Source organism: Dyella humi (genome assembly GCF_044904605.1).
Taxonomy (GTDB): Bacteria; Pseudomonadota; Gammaproteobacteria; order Xanthomonadales; family Rhodanobacteraceae; genus Dyella_B; species Dyella_B humi.
The window spans coordinates 357,558-372,115 of the sequence record NZ_JADIKI010000021.1 but is presented as its reverse complement, the minus strand read 5'-3'; the positions used below and the strand labels follow the sequence as shown (position 1 = coordinate 372,115).

Genomic DNA, 14,558 nt, shown 5'->3' with positions numbered 1-14,558 from the left:
GATTGGGTGGCGAAAAGCGACAAAATCGTCGGTGAAACAAATGGTCGGCTCAGTTAGACTCCCTGATCCAGGGAGCGTGCGATCGCTTAGGTTGCACGCCGGTCAACAGCTTTGAACGGATCATGATGCGAGTTCTGGTAAGCAACGACGATGGTGTGGACGCGCCGGGTATCCGCGTGCTTGCAGAGCGCCTCAGCGCGGTAGGCCAGGTCACGGTGGTAGCGCCGGACCGTGACCGCTCCGGCGCCAGCAATTCCCTTACCCTCGACGCGCCGATCCGCGTCTCGCGCATGGACAACGGCTACTACCGCGTGGTGGGCACGCCGACCGATTGCGTGCATCTGGCGCTGGCAGGGATGCTCGACTACGAGCCGGACATCGTCGTCTCCGGTATTAATAATGCTGCCAATCTTGGCGATGACGTGATCTATTCCGGCACCGTATCGGCGGCGATGGAAGGGCGCTTTCTCGGTCTGCCGGCGATCGCGGTGTCGCTGGTCAGCAAGGATCACAAAGGCGAGCATTACGAATCGGCGGCTAAGGCCGTGCTGCTGCTCATGGAGCGCTTGCTGGTCGATTCACTGCCGGCCGACACCATTCTCAACGTCAATGTGCCGGATCGTCCGTGGGAAGATATTCGCGGCTTCGAAACCACGCGTCTGGGCAAGCGCCATCGCTCTGCACCGTGCATCAAGCAGACCGATCCGCGCGGCAAGCCGATCTGGTGGATCGGTCCGGCGGGCGACGTGGACGATGCCGGTCCCGGCACCGATTTCGATGCGGTGAATCGTGGCTACATTTCCGTTACGCCGATCCACGTGGACCTCACGCGCTTTCAGGCATTGGAGAAAGTGAGCAGTTGGGTGCGCGCGTTGAGCGACGGCATGGGTAAACAGGAAAACGGTAAGGCTGCATGATCCATCCATTGCCGCCATCCGCATTGAAAGGCGAGGGCATGACCTCGCAGCGTGCGCGCGATCGGCTAGTTGCCAAATTGAAGGAAGAGGGCATTCGCGACCAGCGTGTGCTCGACGTGATGCGCAATCTACCGCGCCATCACTTCATCGATCAGGCGCTGCATTCGCGCGCTTACGAAAACACCGCACTGCCGATCGGCCACGGCCAGACCATCTCGCAGCCGTGGGTGGTGGCGCGCATGACCGAGGCCTTGCTCGAACCGTTCGAGCCCAAGTCCGGCCGTCCGCAGAAAGTGCTGGAAATCGGCACGGGCTCCGGTTATCAGGCCGTGGTGCTCGCCCAATTGGTGCCGCAGCTTTACACGGTGGAGCGCATCGAAGAACTGCTGCGTCAGGCACGCCGCCGCTTCCGCCAGTTAGGTCTGGAAAACATCCGCTCACGCCATGATGACGGCAAGCTCGGCTGGCCGGCCGAGGCGCCGTTCGATGCGATCATTCTTACTGCGGCGGGCGATGCGATTCCCTCCCAGATTCTCGATCAATTGGCTCCCGATGGCGTGCTGGTGGCGCCGGTCGGGTCCCCCAGCAGTCAAACTTTGATCCGCATGCGCGGCGATGGAAAAGGCGATTTCATGCAGGAAGAATTGGCGGCAGTCAGTTTCGTACCCTTGCTGGGCGGTATCGGCTGATGCAGCTCTTCGGAAAGCTTTATGCGCGCGTTCTGATCTGGGCGCGCCATCGCAGGGCGGTCTATTACTTGTGCGGCCTGAGTTTCGTGGAAGCCTTCATCTTCCCGATCATGCCCGAGGTGATGCTGGCGCCGATGATGCTGGGCAAGCGCCACCGCGCGTTTTTCTACGCCAACCTCAGCCTGCTGTTCTCGCTGCTGGGTTCGCTGGTCGGTTATTCGCTGGGGCATTGGGCGTTTCACGCACTCACGCCCTTGCTGCAATCGCTGCATCTGTACGACTCGATCGAGCGAGGCGTGGAAAGCCTGCGCACGCAGATGAATTCGCATTGGCTGGAAATGCTGCTGGTGCTGATGCTGGCAGCGCTGCAGCCAGTGGTGCCGATGAAGTTCGTCACTTGGGCCTCGGGCATCGTGGGCGTGCCGGTGCTTCCGTTCCTGGTCTGCATCCTGCTCGGGCGCGGCAAGCGCGTGTGGCTGCTGGCCTTGCTGATCCGTTTGTTCGGCGAGCGCGCCGAGCGCATCCTGCACAAGCACATCGAATGGATCGGTTGGGCGGCGCTGCTTGCTTTGGTGGCGCTTGCCGGGTGGTGGTTGCTGAAGCATTAACATGCAGCGATGGTTTCGTGGCGATCGCATGAAAACTCTGCGCGACCCCGTTATGCTGGCGCGCATGAGTGAATGGATGCGATGGTCCACAATTGCCGCTATAGCATTACTCATGACCGGCTGCAGTACGGTCGTGGTGCAGCAACCGCCGGGTTCGCCGAGCGGTGCTCGTCCCGTGCCAGCACAACAAGCCGGTACCTATACGGTGGTCAAGGGCGACACGCTTTACTCCATCGCATTCCGTAACGGCACCGATTTTCGCGAAGTGGCCAGGTTGAACGGCATCCCGCAGCCGTACACGATCTGGCCTGGGCAGGTGTTGCAACTGCCGGGTCATGCCGGCGCGATGCCTGCGCATGCGCCATCGCCTCCGGTTGTCGCCAGAGTGCCTTCGCCTCCGCCTCCTGTTACCTCGGCGTCGGTGTTCCAGACAGTCGAAACAACGCCGGCTGCAACAATGCCGCAGCCGGCTCACGCAAGCTCGACAGCACCGGTGGCGGCTGCACACCCGGTACCACCGCCGGCTGTCGTGGCAGTGCCGGCCAGCGCGCCCAGCAATCCGCCACCTGCAGCCGTTGCGGCCGCCACACCGGTGGTGGCAAGCAGCGGCGGTACGCATACCGCGGGCGGGGTGAAGTGGCGTTGGCCGGCATCCGGGCAGATCGTTGGCCGCTTCCAGGCCAGCGCCGCGATTCCGGGTATCGATATCGCGGGTAAGGAAGGTGACCCGGTAGTCGCCGCCGCTGACGGCACAGTGGTGTACAGCGGCAATGGCTTGGTCGGCTATGGCGAGCTGATCATCATCAAGCACAACGACAGCTTCCTTTCTGCCTATGGCCACAACCGCAAGCGGCTGGTCACGGAAGGGCAGCAGGTTAAAGCCGGGCAGCAAATTGCCGAAATGGGTTCGAGTGGCAGTTCACGTGACGAACTGCAGTTTCAGATTCGCAAGGACGGTAATCCGGTGGATCCGCTCGAGTATCTGCCGTCGCGATAGCGGTTCCTTCTCCTCTTCGAGGAGAGGGCTAGGGTGAGGGGACAATCTTGCAACAGCTTTCGGCGCGTCTTGGCCAGATCGGCTTGTAGGCAAGGTTGGCCCCTCACCCCAGCCTTCTCTCAGGAGAGAAAGCGCTTAGCTGGCGGGGAGAATGAATGCCGCAACGACTCGCCTGCCTTCGCCGGCAAGCAGATCGTAGGTACGTGCCGCAGCAGCGTTGTCCATCACTTCGATGCCGATACCTTTGCGCAGAAAGCCGGCCATGAACGCCGCTGACGGAAACTGCTGGCGCGTGCCGGTGCCCAGCAGCACCACTTCGGGTTTCAGCTCAAGCACGGACTCGACGTGATGGTCGTTAAGCGCCTGAGCGCTGGTGACGGGCCATTGCTCCACTGCGCGGTCGGGTGAGAGTAGGAAACTGGCGGTCAACTCGCGGTCGATGACCGTAATGGCGCGCTCGGTGACGCGGCGGACGAACAGGTAATCGCCAGGGTGGTCCAGCGAAAGATCCATAAAGCCTCCTCAGCGTGGCAAAGCCAGGCGGGGATCCTCCTCGTTGCGCCGGAACAGCACCACGATGTGACCGATCTGCTGCACGCTCTCTGCTCGCGTGCCATCGATCAGGAACTGGATCTGCTCCTCGCGCTCCTCCTTATCACCACCGGAGAGCTTCACCTTAACTAGCTCGTGGTGCGACAGCGCCAGGTCCAGCTCCTTCACTACCGCCTCGGTGGCGCCCTTGGCGCCCAGCAGGATCACTGGGTGGAGGTCGTGTGCGAGGCTGCGCAAATAGCGTCGCTGCGAGGGGGAAATGGCCATGCGTTCAGTCTCAGATGCACTGCGAGGGAATCGTAAAGGGTATCATGCTCGTCCCCTGTTCCCGGTTTGTTAGCCGACCCATGCCTCGCAGCAAGAGCAGTTCCCGCTGGCTGCGGGAGCATTTCGACGACGTCTACGTCAAAAAGGCCCAGGCCGAAGGGTTGCGTTCGCGCGCGGTCTTCAAGCTGGAAGAGTTGGTCGATCGCGATCATCTTTTGAAGCCAGGCATGCGCGTGGTCGACCTGGGTGCGGCGCCGGGTGGCTGGTCGCAGCTGGTCCGGCAGCGCCTGGGCGATAGTGGTACTGTGGTCGCGCTGGATATCCTGCCGATGCAGGGCATCGGTGGCGTGGATTTTTTGCAGGGCGATTTCCGTGAAGAAAGCGTTCTGCGTGCGCTGGAGGCGCGTTTGGATGGGCAGAAGGTCGATCTTGTGCTGTCGGACATGGCCCCCAATATGAGTGGAGTAGCGCTGGCCGATCAGATCCGTGCGATGGATTTGGCGGAGTTGGCGCTTGATTTCTCGAGGCACTGGCTCAAACCGGGCGGAGCGTTTCTAATCAAGCTATTCCAGGGAACAGGCTTCGACGATTACCTGCGTACCTTGCGCGCCGAGTTCTCGCGCGTAAGTATGCGTAAACCCAAGGCCTCACGCGCGCGTTCGCGTGAGGTGTATGCGCTGGCCACCGGATTCAAACCGACCGGCCAGCAGACTGGCGAGAACCGCGCATGAACGAAACATGGAAAACTCTGTTGCTCTGGCTGGTGATCGCAGTAGTACTGATCACCGTGTTCCAGAGCTTCAACCCGCACGGTGGCGCCTCTTCGGACCTGCCTTACAGCAGCTTCGTGCAGAGCGTGGAGAGCGGTAACGTCTCCAGCGCCAACATCAGCGCCGAAAATCCGGCCACCATTTCCGGCAAGCTCAAGGACGGCAGCAACTACCGCACCGTTGCACCGGTGCTCGGCTTCTCCACCAATTCGGTGGTCAAGCAGATGCAGGACAAGAACGTCACGGTCACTCAGGATTCCGGCACCGGCTTCTCGCTGATCGGTCTCTTGGTGAACTGGCTGCCGGTGATCTTGATCGTCGGCGTGTTCATCTGGTTCATGCGCCAAATGCAGCAGGGCGGCGGTGGCCGCGGCGCCATGAGCTTCGGCCGTTCGCGCGCCAAGCTGCAGGGCGAGGACCAGGTCAAGGTGAATTTCGGTGACGTCGCCGGCTGCGACGAAGCCAAGGAAGAAGTGGGCGAGCTGGTCGAATTCCTACGCGACCCGGGTAAGTTCCAGCGCCTGGGCGGCAAGATTCCGCGCGGCGTGCTGATGGTTGGCCCACCCGGCACCGGTAAGACCCTGCTCGCCAAGGCGATCGCCGGCGAGGCCAAGGTGCCGTTCTTCTCGATTTCCGGTTCCGACTTCGTCGAAATGTTCGTCGGCGTAGGCGCTTCACGCGTGCGCGACATGTTCGACCAGGCCAAGAAGCACGCGCCGTGCATCATCTTTATCGACGAAATCGATGCAGTCGGCCGTCATCGCGGCGCTGGTCTCGGCGGTGGTCACGACGAGCGCGAGCAGACGCTCAATCAGTTGCTGGTCGAGATGGATGGCTTCGAAGGCACCGAGGGCATCATCGTCATCGCTGCCACCAACCGTCCAGACGTACTCGATCCGGCGCTGCTGCGCCCAGGTCGTTTTGACCGCCAGGTGGTGGTTGGCCTGCCGGACGTGAAGGGCCGCGAGCAGATTCTCAAAGTGCACCTGCGCAAGGTGCCGATCGCCAGTGACGTGGATGCCATGGTGATTGCGCGTGGTACGCCGGGCTTCTCGGGTGCGGATCTGGCCAACCTCGTCAATGAGGCAGCTCTGTTCGCCGCTCGCGAGAACGCCCGCGAAGTGCGCATGTCCCACATGGACAAGGCGCGCGACAAGATCCTGATGGGTACCGAGCGTCGCTCGATGGCGATGAGCGAGGACGAGAAGAAGCTCACCGCTTACCACGAGGCAGGCCACGCCATTGTCGGCCGCCTGGTGCCCGAGCACGATCCGGTCTACAAGGTCACGATCATTCCGCGCGGCCGTGCGTTGGGCGTCACCATGTACTTGCCGGAAGGCGACAAGTACAGCATGAACAAGACCGCGATCGAATCGCAGCTGTGCTCGCTGTACGGTGGCCGCGTTGCCGAAGAGTTGATCTTCGGCAACGACAAGGTCACCACCGGCGCCTCCAACGACATCGAGCGCGCCACCAAGATGGCGCGCAACATGGTTACCAAGTGGGGCCTGTCGAACGAGCTTGGCCCGGTGACCTACGGCGAGGAAGAGGATGAAGTGTTCCTCGGTCGCTCGGTGACGCAGCACAAGAACGTCTCCAACGAGACCGCGCGCAAGATCGACGAAGTGGTGCGCGAGATCCTTGATCGCGCGTACGGGCGCAGCAAGCAGTTGCTGACCGAGAACATCGACAAGCTGCACATGATGGCGGATGCGCTGCTGCAGTACGAAACCATCGATGCCCGCCAGATCGACGACATCATGTCTGGCCGCGTGCCGGGACCGCCGGCGGACTGGTCCAAGACCACGCCCTCGAGCTCGGTACCGCCGCCGCCGCCGCGCAGCGATGCTGGGGCGAAGGTCGGGGATCCGGCCACGCAGAGCCGGATCTAATCTGGGTCATCATCAAGGAAGGCCGCCTCGGGGCGGCCTTTTTTGTTGGCGCGAAAATAATTTTACCCGGATGATATTGCTTGACCGTATTTTATCCGGGTATTATTCGACGCCTTGACAGGAGTCCGTCATGACCAGTGCTACGCCATCCGCTTCCTATACCAGTTTCCAGGGTCACCGGCGCCTAACCTCCGGCCCGCTCCACGTCGTTGCCCTGGCAGTGAAGCTCGCCGCCGAGCATGGTGGTACCAAGCCGATCCTGATCTTCGACGACAGAACCGGCCGTACGATTGATCTCGATACGCGAGGCACCGACGAGCAGGTGCTTGCTCGCCATGCCGTTGCGCTTGCTTACAATGCAAGCGACGTCGGTGCCATTCCCGATCCGCCCCGAGGCAGGGGACGTCCGAAACTGGGCGTGGTCGCACGTGAAGTGACCTTGCTACCGCGACATTGGGAATGGCTGGAATCCCAGCCAGGTGGTTCGTCCGTGACGCTGCGCAAGCTGGTAGAGGAAGCGCGGCGCGCGAACGGTGAACGCGACAAGACGCGCGCACAACAGGAGCGCGCCTATCACTTCATGTCAGCGATGGCTGGCGACATGCCCGGCTTCGAAGAAGCCACGCGCGCCTTGTTCGCGGGCGACCGCGCAAAATTTGGCGAGCTGATCACCAAGTGGCCGGGCGACGTACGCGATTACGCAATGGAGCTCGCGTTCGGCGAATGAGAGGACATCATCCGTGACGAACTATCTGGAACCTACATGGGAAGCAGGGCGCGCGTTTATGGCGAGGCAACTGCAAGGCGGCATTGTGATGCTCAACTTGTTGCGCTTTCGCACTGTGGCCGACTATTCGGCCACGCCAAATTTGGCGCCCGCCGAAGCGATCAGCGGCGCGGAAGCTTTCCAGCGCTATATCGAACACACCTTGCCCTATTTGCGCGAAAGCGGTGGTGAGTTGATGTTTCTGGGAGGCGGCGATCATTTCCTGATCGGTCCGCCGAACGAGCGGTGGGATATGGTGATGCTGGTACGGCAACAAAGCGTCGCCTCGTTCATGGCGTTCGCTTCGCATGAAGCATATCTGGCCGGAATAGGGCATCGCACGGCGGCGCTTGAAGATTCGCGTCTGCTGCCGTTGTCGGAACCGCCGATTGGATAGCTTGGCGTAGGTTGGAGTTGGCGCAGGCGCAAGCGAGCTCCAACGCGGCGTGAAGATGTTGGAGTTCGCGTTACGACTGCAGGATGTCGAGCACTTTCTCCGGCGGCCGTCCAATTACCGCGTTGTCATTGGCGATCACGATAGGCCGTTCGATCAGGCGCGGATGTTTCACCATCGCCGCAATCAGCATTGCTTCGCTCAGCGACGAATCGCCAAGTTCAAGCTCTCGATACTCATCCTCGCCAGTGCGCAACAGTTGCCGCGCGGTGATGCCGAGTTGCGATAGCAACGCCTTCAATTCGGCGGCGCTAGGTGGCGTTTCGAGATAGTGAATCACTTCAAACGGTTTGCCGTGCTGTTCGAGCAAGGCAAGCGCGCTGCGCGATTTCGAGCAGCGGCTGTTGTGGTAGATGCGGATCACGCGGTGATTCAGCGATTGCCGCCGCGATTGCCGCCACCGCCGCCTTGTCCCTGCGGGCGATTGCCGCGCTGCGGCCGGCCGCCAGGTCGATTGCCACCAGGGCGATTATTGCCGCCGCCAGGACGACTATTACCGCGGTTGTTGTTGCGGTTTGCGCCGCCGCCGGCGTTGAAGCCGCCATACGGATTGGTGCTACCACCGCCACCACCACTGCGACGATTGCCCGGCGCCTGGCCACCGCCGTGCGTGCGCCCACCTTCGCGGTTCTCGCCAGCGAACCAGGTGCGTGCCGGCGGCAATTCCTGGCCGGGGGCGACGCGCTTCTTCTTGTGGATATTTTTCTTCTGGCGTTCCGGAGTCGCCACGTTGCCGTTCACTTCGCGATTCGGATTCGCGTGCCGGCGCTGCTTGCCGCGCGCGGGTTGGTCTTCGCGGATACGGTCGAAGGCGCGCAATTCGCGAGCTTCATCGTGGTAGCCGCCGCTCCAGCCAGCAGCGCCGCCTTTTTCGGGACGGTATTCCACAACGTTGCGCGGTGCGCGACGCTGGTGCAACACCGGGCTCAGCGTGAGCACAGCTTGCGGTGCGCCCAGACCGGTGCTCTTGCGCAGTTCCTTGACGGCTTCTTCGCCAAGCGCTTCGCAATCGCCACGGCGCAGCATACGCGGCAGTTCGATGCCGCCGTAGCGGATGCGCTTCAGGCGGCTAACCAGAAAGCCCTGCGAATCCCACAGTCGGCGCACTTCGCGGTTGCGTCCTTCGCGGATCACCACGCGGAACCAGCTGTGGCTGCCGCCGCGGCTGATAACGGCGATCTCGTCGAAACGGGCAGGGCCGTCTTCCAGTTCTACGCCGGCCTTGAGTTTTTCGATCATCTCGTCGGGCACTTCGCCATGCACACGACACAGGTATTCGCGCTCCAGGCCGCTGCGCGGATGCATCAGCGCGTTGGCGAGATCGCCATCGGTGGTGAGCAGCAGCAGGCCGGTGGTGTTGATGTCCAGGCGACCCACGGCGACCCAGCGCGCGCCTTTCAGTCGCGGCAGCTGTTCGAATACGGTGGGGCGACCTTCGGGATCTTCGCGTGTGGTCACCACGCCTTCGGGCTTGTGGTAGACCAGCACTTCGGCATCGTCGCGGCTGTCAGTGGCGACAACGAATTGCTTGCCATCGATCACCACGCGATCGCCTGCGCGCACGCTGGCGCCGATGTTGGCGGGGCTGCCGTTGACTTCGACCTCACCGGCCTGGATGCGTTGCTCCAGCATGCGGCGCGAGCCGAGGCCTGCGTTGGCGAGCACTTTGTGCAGGCGCTCTTCGATTTGGGGGGCGTTCTCGGTCGGCGCGGCGCGCTTGAGGCTCAATACGGATTTTTGCGGCGCATTCATGCGCGGTACTCCTCGGTGTCTTGCTCGGCGGTGCCGTTATCGGCGTCCGCGGAAGCCGCTGCCTCGTCGGCAGTGGCGGGATGGGTTTCGGCGACGGCCTTCAGTTCATCGTCAGGCTCGTCGGGATGGGATGCAGTTTCTTCGGTGGGGAGCGAAGGTTCCGGGTTTTCCCCAGCTTCGTCCAAGGATGCTTCGTTCGATGTTTCGTCGTTCGGCGCTTCGTGGTGTTCGACGTCGATCGACCCTTCGCCAGCGTGCACTTCTTGCTCAGCGTGTGCTTCATTGGCGGGTGTTTCGCCGTCGGTTTCTTCGGCATCCGGGTCGATCGGCAAGTTACGCACGGGCCTGGGTGGGAAAGGTTCGTCGTCCAGCCGCAGTTGTGGATCTTCCATGTCGCGGATTTCGGAGAGCGGTGGCAGCTCGTCCAGCGATTTCAGGTTGAAGTAGTCGAGGAAGCCGCGGGTGGTGCCGAACAAGGCGGGTTTGCCGGGCACGTCGCGGTGGCCGACGACGCGTATCCATTCGCGCTCCTCCATCGTCTTGATGATGTTGGAGGAAACCACCACGCCGCGGATCTGTTCGATTTCCGGGCGGGTGATGGGCTGGCGGTAAGCGATCAGCGCCAGCGTTTCCAAGAGGGCGCGCGAGTAGCGACTGGGCTTTTCCGTCCACATGCGCGAGACCCAGGGGTGCATGTCCTGGCGCACTTGGTAGCGGAAGCCGGAGGCGACTTCCTTCAGCTCCACACCGCGGCCCTGACAATCCTCGGCCAATTGCTCCAGCGCCATGGCGATCTGTGCGCGGTCGACTTCGTCTGCCTCCACGAACAGCTCGCCCAACTGCGCCACGCTCAACGGCTGGCTGGCGGCCAGCAGTGCGGCTTCGATAATCGGTTTGAGTTGCTCGATCTGCATAGCCTTAGGATCGGGTGTCCATGACGGTTGCGTGTTGTTCCCGCTGTCTGTTATTCGCCGCCGGAGGCGGCATGCTGTTCTTCATCGAATGCGTCATCGCCGGCGGCGACGCTGGCTTCTTCCGCGGCCGAACCGGCGTTCGCTTTCACGTAGATCGGCGCCAGCGGCTCTTCCTGCACGATGTTGACCAAGAATTCCTTGGCCAGCTCCAGCATGGCCAGGAAGGTGACCACCACGCCCAGTCTTCCTTCACTGGGGTCGAACAACGATTCGAAGCGATGGAACTGGTCGCCCTCGAGACGGCTCAGCAACTCGCCCATGCGCTGGCGCACACTCAGCGCCTCGCGCTTGATGGCGTGATGCCCGAACAATTCGGCCCGGTGCATCACGTCCTTGAGGGCCAGCAGCATTTCCTTCAGGTCCAGCGGCGGCGGCAGCTTGATCACATTGCGCTCGCCCGTGTCGGCCTGCGCCACCACCGTGTCGCGTTCCAGGCGGGGCAGAGTATCGATGTCCTCAGCCGCCTTCTTGAAACGCTCGTACTCCTGCAGGCGGCGCACTAGTTCGGCACGGGGATCTTCCTCCACCCCTTCTTCCGAGGGGGGCCGCGGCAGCAGCAGCCGCGATTTGATTTCGGCCAGGATCGCCGCCATCAGCAGATATTCGGCGGCCAGCTCCAAGCGCATCACATCGCGCATCATCTCGATGTATTCCATGTATTGCCGGGTGATCTCGGCGATCGGAATATCGAGAATGTCCAGGTTCTGCCGCCGGATCAGATACAGCAGCAAATCCAGCGGCCCTTCGAATGCCTCCAGGATAACTTCCAGCGCATCCGGTGGAATGTACAGATCCTGCGGCATCTGCAGGATCGGTTCTCCGCGCACGACTGCCAGCGGCATTTCCTGCTGCTGCGGAACCCCGGCGAACGCATTTTGCGTTGCTTCTACAGGCTGAGACTCGGTTGGCTCAGTGCTCATCAATGCATGTCATTGGCCCGCCCGACGGGCTGGCGTTCGTTCTGTTGACGACTCAGAACCCTTTTTCCGATACGCGGAACATAAGGGTTCATGCCTGGAAGGCCCGGGTTTTTGCGGCCATTCCCATAAAAGCCAATCTGCGCAATGCCCAGCCGAGCGTACGGTTTCCCGCGATTGCTGGCCCTGATGAATCCACACGGCGTGGTTCGTGTCAGGCTGGCGGTCGTCGGCGCCGGGTCGGTAAAGATACGATCAGGCAAGAACCGGCGTGACGCCGCTGGCGTCGCCCGCGATTCGTAAAAGGTCGGCTGAGTACATCGGGTGAAGGCCATTCCCGCCGGGGCTCCCGGCGACCATCCATGCATGGCTCCACGCGCGGGTTACAGATTAGCGGCACTGCTGTGGCATGTCCAGCGAGTGCTTCAGCTGCGGTAGCGGGTTGTCAAGAAACCCTGGACTGCAGCGGGCGCGGATTCATTCAACAAGCTGGCCTTGGTTGCTGCTGTTCAAGCAGCGGCAGCATGTGACCCATTGCGTCGCCAGCAAGCAGGCTGAGCCCTGGAAACGAGCAGCATCCTGCGCTGAAACGTAGTTGTAGCAGTGGCATGTGCCTTGCTTCATCATACGCGCACATCCGGGGGACGCCGGCAGGAATACGCTGGTGCTGACGAGTGATGGAACCGTTGTCCAAGTCCAATGGTTCAATCGCCACGGAGGTCGGATCTGGGCGTCGCGTCGACGACGTAAAGCGGGTTAGGGAGCTAAAGCATGAATACAAAAGGTGACGATGCCATGGATGGTTCCGGCAAGGAGCATCTGCGCCCCGCGCGCATGCGCATCAAGACCACGGTGTTGATGAGCCACGGCAATGAATCGCATCCGACCGACCTGATCGATATTTCAGCGACGGGCGCCTTGGTGCGCCGTCCGCTCGACTGGCGCGGTCAGGCCGGCGAGAGCTGGGTGCTGGACATGATCTTCGGCGACGACCTGCACATCCATCTGGAGGCGAAGGTGGCGCGCGTGTCAGAGCGGCACATCGGGTTTGCGTACACACACATCCCCGAGGACAAGCAGGTACCGCTGTGGAATCTGCTGGGCGGCTATGCCGACATCCTGGAGATGTGGCACGACGAGTAGGGCAAAATAACTACGCGCGCTTCCTGTGTAGGAGCGCGCGCGATGCATGCATTATCAGCCCGCGACAGCGGGCTGTTTCTTTTCGTCGCGCAATTCGCGCCGCAGAATCTTTCCCACGTTGCTCTTGGGCAGCGCATCGCGGAATTCGATGGTCTTCGGGCGCTTGTAGCCGGTGAAGTTTTCGCGGCAGAACTCCTTGAGCTGCTCCACCGTGAGGCTGGGATCTTTGCGCACCACAAACAGCTTCACCGCTTCGCCCGAGTGTTCGTCCGGAACGCCGATGGCGGCTACTTCGGCCACGCCCGGGTGCTTCATGATGGTGTCCTCGATCTCATTCGGATACACGTTGAAGCCGGATACCAGGATCATGTCCTTCTTGCGATCGACGATGTACACATAGCCGTTCGCATCCATCTTTGCGATATCGCCGGTGTGCAACCAGCCGTCATCGGCAAGCACCTTGGCGGTTTCGTCGGGGCGGTTCCAGTAACCCTTCATCACCTGCGGGCCGCGCACCATCAGCTCGCCCACTTCGCCGATCGGCAGGGGTTGATTGTCTTCCGACCAGATGGCGACCTCGGTGGAGGAAATCGGCAGACCAATCGAGCCGTTGTATTCCTTCAAATCCAGTGGGTTGATACAGGCGGCCGGCGAGGTTTCGGTGAGGCCGTAGGCTTCGGCCAATGTGCAGCCCGTAACTTTTTTCCAGCGCTCGGCTACCGCGCGCTGCACGGCCATGCCGCCGCCCAGGCTCAGGTGCAGGTTTGAGAAATCCACGCTTTCAAAGCCCGGCGTGTTGAGCAACCCGTTGAACAAGGTATTGACGCCGGTGATCACTGAGAAATGCGAGTTACGCAGCTCCTTCACGAAGGCAGGCATATCGCGCGGGTTGGTGATGAGGATGTTCAGGCCACCCAGACGCAGAAACACCAGCCCGTTCGCGGTGAGCGAAAAGATGTGATACAGCGGCAGGGCCGTGATGACGATCTCGCGTTCTTCCTTGAGGTTCGCACCGATCCAGGCGCCGGCCTGCATCATGTTTGCCACCATGTTGCCGTGGGTAAGCATGGCACCCTTGGCCACGCCCGTAGTGCCACCGGTGTATTGCAGGAAGGCGATGTCGTCATGCGTGATGGAGGGTTTCGGCAACGCGTGCTTCGCGCCGGCCTCCAACGCATCCTTGAAGCGCAGCGCATGCGGCAGCGAATAAGGCGGCACCATCTTCTTCACGTGCTTGAGCACGAAGTTGATCACCATGCCCTTGGCGCCGAGCAGATCGCCGATGCCGGTGGTCACGATGTGCTTGACGTGGGTTTCGGCCACGACCTGCTGCAAGGTCGCCGCGAAGTTGTCGAGCACCACGATGGCCACGGCGCCGGAATCTTCCAGCTGATGTTTCAGCTCGCGCGCGGTGTACATCGGGTTGGTGTTGACCACCACCATGCCGGCACGTAGCGCGCCGAACAGCGCGATCGGATACTGCAGAATGTTCGGCAGCATGATCGCAACGCGGTCGCCTTTGGAAAGCTTCAGTTCCCCGGTGAGATAAGCGGCAAATTGCCGGCTCAGCGTATCGATCTGTTCGTAGTTCAGCCGCTTGCCGAAGCTGGAGAAGGCATCACGCCCGCGAAAGCGTTCAAACGCTTCTTCCAGAACGGCGACCACCGACGCGTACTGGTTGATGTCGATCTCTGCAGGTACGCCATCCGGATAGTGACTCAGCCACGGACACTGATTGCTCATGTTTCGATTCCAGGCTCCATGAATACGTGCCAATGGTGGCGGCAGCGCGCATCGGGCATCATGCGGGCGAAGCATTGGAGCATACGCTGACGTACAGCGGCAAGCCGCGTTGCAGCG

Annotated in this window: 16 protein-coding genes; 9 read left to right on the top strand and 7 right to left on the bottom strand. The window is 61.7% G+C overall.

Translation table 11 applies throughout. The annotated features are described in order from the left end of the window. The first annotated feature begins 125 nt into the window (after nucleotides 1–125). From surE to ISP18_RS02170, 4 genes are all read left to right on the top strand, one after another. Nucleotides 126–917 carry a 5'/3'-nucleotidase SurE gene (surE, locus tag ISP18_RS02185; protein WP_380017605.1) on the top strand — a complete coding sequence of 264 codons (792 nt, stop codon included), beginning with the start codon at nucleotides 126–128 and terminating at the stop codon, nucleotides 915–917. Continuing rightward, nucleotides 914–1,606, top strand: coding sequence for a protein-L-isoaspartate(D-aspartate) O-methyltransferase (locus ISP18_RS02180; RefSeq protein ID WP_380016573.1), 693 nt, complete (start codon nucleotides 914–916; stop codon nucleotides 1,604–1,606). The genes surE and ISP18_RS02180 overlap by 4 nt, the downstream gene beginning before the upstream one ends. Beyond that, a complete protein-coding gene (locus ISP18_RS02175) occupies nucleotides 1,606–2,214 on the top strand; it encodes a YqaA family protein (RefSeq protein WP_380016571.1) in 609 nt (202 codons plus the stop codon). Before ISP18_RS02180 ends, ISP18_RS02175 begins: the two co-directional genes overlap by 1 nt. A 112-nt stretch (nucleotides 2,215–2,326) precedes the next feature. Continuing rightward, nucleotides 2,327–3,211 carry a peptidoglycan DD-metalloendopeptidase family protein gene (locus ISP18_RS02170; RefSeq protein ID WP_380016569.1) on the top strand — a complete coding sequence of 295 codons (885 nt, stop codon included), beginning with the start codon at nucleotides 2,327–2,329 and terminating at the stop codon, nucleotides 3,209–3,211. 135 nt (nucleotides 3,212–3,346) lie between these two features. On the opposite strand, the gene ISP18_RS02165 is transcribed toward ISP18_RS02170, so the two are convergent. Both ISP18_RS02165 and yhbY read right to left on the bottom strand, forming a co-directional pair. Continuing rightward, on the bottom strand, nucleotides 3,347–3,724 hold the full coding sequence (locus ISP18_RS02165) for an Mth938-like domain-containing protein (RefSeq protein ID WP_380016567.1): 378 nt from the start codon (nucleotides 3,722–3,724) through the stop codon (nucleotides 3,347–3,349). A 9-nt stretch (nucleotides 3,725–3,733) separates the two neighbouring features. After that, entirely contained in the window at nucleotides 3,734–4,030 is a 297-nt protein-coding gene (gene yhbY / locus ISP18_RS02160; RefSeq protein WP_380016565.1) for a ribosome assembly RNA-binding protein YhbY, read from the bottom strand. A gap of 80 nt (nucleotides 4,031–4,110) precedes the next feature. On the opposite strand from yhbY, the gene rlmE reads away from it, so the two are divergent. The 4 genes from rlmE (at nucleotide 4,111) to ISP18_RS02140 (ending at nucleotide 7,855) form a co-directional block, all read left to right on the top strand. After that, nucleotides 4,111–4,761, top strand: a complete 651-nt coding sequence (gene rlmE / locus ISP18_RS02155; RefSeq protein WP_380016563.1) for a 23S rRNA (uridine(2552)-2'-O)-methyltransferase RlmE — start codon at nucleotides 4,111–4,113, stop codon at nucleotides 4,759–4,761. Beyond that, complete coding sequence (gene ftsH, locus ISP18_RS02150; RefSeq protein ID WP_380016561.1) at nucleotides 4,758–6,692, top strand: ATP-dependent zinc metalloprotease FtsH; 1,935 nt, start codon at nucleotides 4,758–4,760, stop codon at nucleotides 6,690–6,692. The genes rlmE and ftsH overlap by 4 nt, the downstream gene beginning before the upstream one ends. Before the next feature lie 130 nt (nucleotides 6,693–6,822). Continuing rightward, the gene (locus ISP18_RS02145; RefSeq protein ID WP_380016559.1) at nucleotides 6,823–7,419 is read left to right on the top strand and encodes a DUF2239 family protein; all 597 of its coding nucleotides are present in this window, start codon (nucleotides 6,823–6,825) and stop codon (nucleotides 7,417–7,419) included. 13 nt (nucleotides 7,420–7,432) lie between these two features. After that, the gene (locus ISP18_RS02140) at nucleotides 7,433–7,855 is read left to right on the top strand and encodes a DUF1330 domain-containing protein (protein ID WP_404559241.1); all 423 of its coding nucleotides are present in this window, start codon (nucleotides 7,433–7,435) and stop codon (nucleotides 7,853–7,855) included. A gap of 70 nt (nucleotides 7,856–7,925) precedes the next feature. Here the strand turns inward: ISP18_RS02140 and arsC are convergent, their stop codons facing one another. From arsC to ISP18_RS02120, 4 genes are read right to left on the bottom strand one after another with little or no spacing between them, the layout of a single operon-like run. Then, on the bottom strand, nucleotides 7,926–8,276 hold the full coding sequence (gene arsC / locus ISP18_RS02135; RefSeq protein WP_380016555.1) for an arsenate reductase (glutaredoxin): 351 nt from the start codon (nucleotides 8,274–8,276) through the stop codon (nucleotides 7,926–7,928). Between the two features lie 8 nt (nucleotides 8,277–8,284). Then, nucleotides 8,285–9,664 carry a pseudouridine synthase gene (locus ISP18_RS02130; RefSeq protein ID WP_380016553.1) on the bottom strand — a complete coding sequence of 460 codons (1,380 nt, stop codon included), beginning with the start codon at nucleotides 9,662–9,664 and terminating at the stop codon, nucleotides 8,285–8,287. Then, nucleotides 9,661–10,578 carry an SMC-Scp complex subunit ScpB gene (gene scpB / locus ISP18_RS02125; RefSeq protein ID WP_380016551.1) on the bottom strand — a complete coding sequence of 306 codons (918 nt, stop codon included), beginning with the start codon at nucleotides 10,576–10,578 and terminating at the stop codon, nucleotides 9,661–9,663. Before scpB ends, ISP18_RS02130 begins: the two co-directional genes overlap by 4 nt. A gap of 50 nt (nucleotides 10,579–10,628) precedes the next feature. After that, a complete protein-coding gene (locus ISP18_RS02120) occupies nucleotides 10,629–11,558 on the bottom strand; it encodes a segregation and condensation protein A (RefSeq protein ID WP_380016549.1) in 930 nt (309 codons plus the stop codon). 768 nt (nucleotides 11,559–12,326) lie between these two features. Here ISP18_RS02120 and ISP18_RS02115 point away from each other — a divergent pair. Continuing rightward, nucleotides 12,327–12,698 (top strand): PilZ domain-containing protein, encoded by a 372-nt coding sequence (locus ISP18_RS02115; protein WP_380016547.1) that lies wholly within the window; start codon nucleotides 12,327–12,329, stop codon nucleotides 12,696–12,698. 54 nt (nucleotides 12,699–12,752) lie between these two features. On the opposite strand, the gene ISP18_RS02110 is transcribed toward ISP18_RS02115, so the two are convergent. Continuing rightward, a complete protein-coding gene (locus ISP18_RS02110) occupies nucleotides 12,753–14,441 on the bottom strand; it encodes a long-chain-fatty-acid--CoA ligase (protein WP_380016545.1) in 1,689 nt (562 codons plus the stop codon). Nucleotides 14,442–14,558: the final 117 nt, after the last annotated feature.

What these genes read in the sequence shown, in the direction of transcription:
- surE (WP_380017605.1), top strand. Translation starts at nt 126, where the DNA reads ATGCGAGTTCTGGTAAGCAACGACGATGGTGTGGACGCGCCGGGTATC.
- ISP18_RS02180 (WP_380016573.1), top strand. Translation starts at nt 914, where the DNA reads ATGATCCATCCATTGCCGCCATCCGCATTGAAAGGCGAGGGCATGACC.
- ISP18_RS02175 (WP_380016571.1), top strand. Translation starts at nt 1,606, where the DNA reads ATGCAGCTCTTCGGAAAGCTTTATGCGCGCGTTCTGATCTGGGCGCGC.
- ISP18_RS02170 (WP_380016569.1), top strand. Translation starts at nt 2,327, where the DNA reads ATGACCGGCTGCAGTACGGTCGTGGTGCAGCAACCGCCGGGTTCGCCG.
- ISP18_RS02165 (WP_380016567.1), bottom strand. Translation starts at nt 3,724, where the DNA reads ATGGATCTTTCGCTGGACCACCCTGGCGATTACCTGTTCGTCCGCCGC.
- yhbY (WP_380016565.1), bottom strand. Translation starts at nt 4,030, where the DNA reads ATGGCCATTTCCCCCTCGCAGCGACGCTATTTGCGCAGCCTCGCACAC.
- rlmE (WP_380016563.1), top strand. Translation starts at nt 4,111, where the DNA reads ATGCCTCGCAGCAAGAGCAGTTCCCGCTGGCTGCGGGAGCATTTCGAC.
- ftsH (WP_380016561.1), top strand. Translation starts at nt 4,758, where the DNA reads ATGAACGAAACATGGAAAACTCTGTTGCTCTGGCTGGTGATCGCAGTA.
- ISP18_RS02145 (WP_380016559.1), top strand. Translation starts at nt 6,823, where the DNA reads ATGACCAGTGCTACGCCATCCGCTTCCTATACCAGTTTCCAGGGTCAC.
- ISP18_RS02130 (WP_380016553.1), bottom strand. Translation starts at nt 9,664, where the DNA reads ATGAATGCGCCGCAAAAATCCGTATTGAGCCTCAAGCGCGCCGCGCCG.
- scpB (WP_380016551.1), bottom strand. Translation starts at nt 10,578, where the DNA reads ATGCAGATCGAGCAACTCAAACCGATTATCGAAGCCGCACTGCTGGCC.
- ISP18_RS02120 (WP_380016549.1), bottom strand. Translation starts at nt 11,558, where the DNA reads ATGAGCACTGAGCCAACCGAGTCTCAGCCTGTAGAAGCAACGCAAAAT.
- ISP18_RS02115 (WP_380016547.1), top strand. Translation starts at nt 12,327, where the DNA reads ATGAATACAAAAGGTGACGATGCCATGGATGGTTCCGGCAAGGAGCAT.
- ISP18_RS02110 (WP_380016545.1), bottom strand. Translation starts at nt 14,441, where the DNA reads ATGAGCAATCAGTGTCCGTGGCTGAGTCACTATCCGGATGGCGTACCT.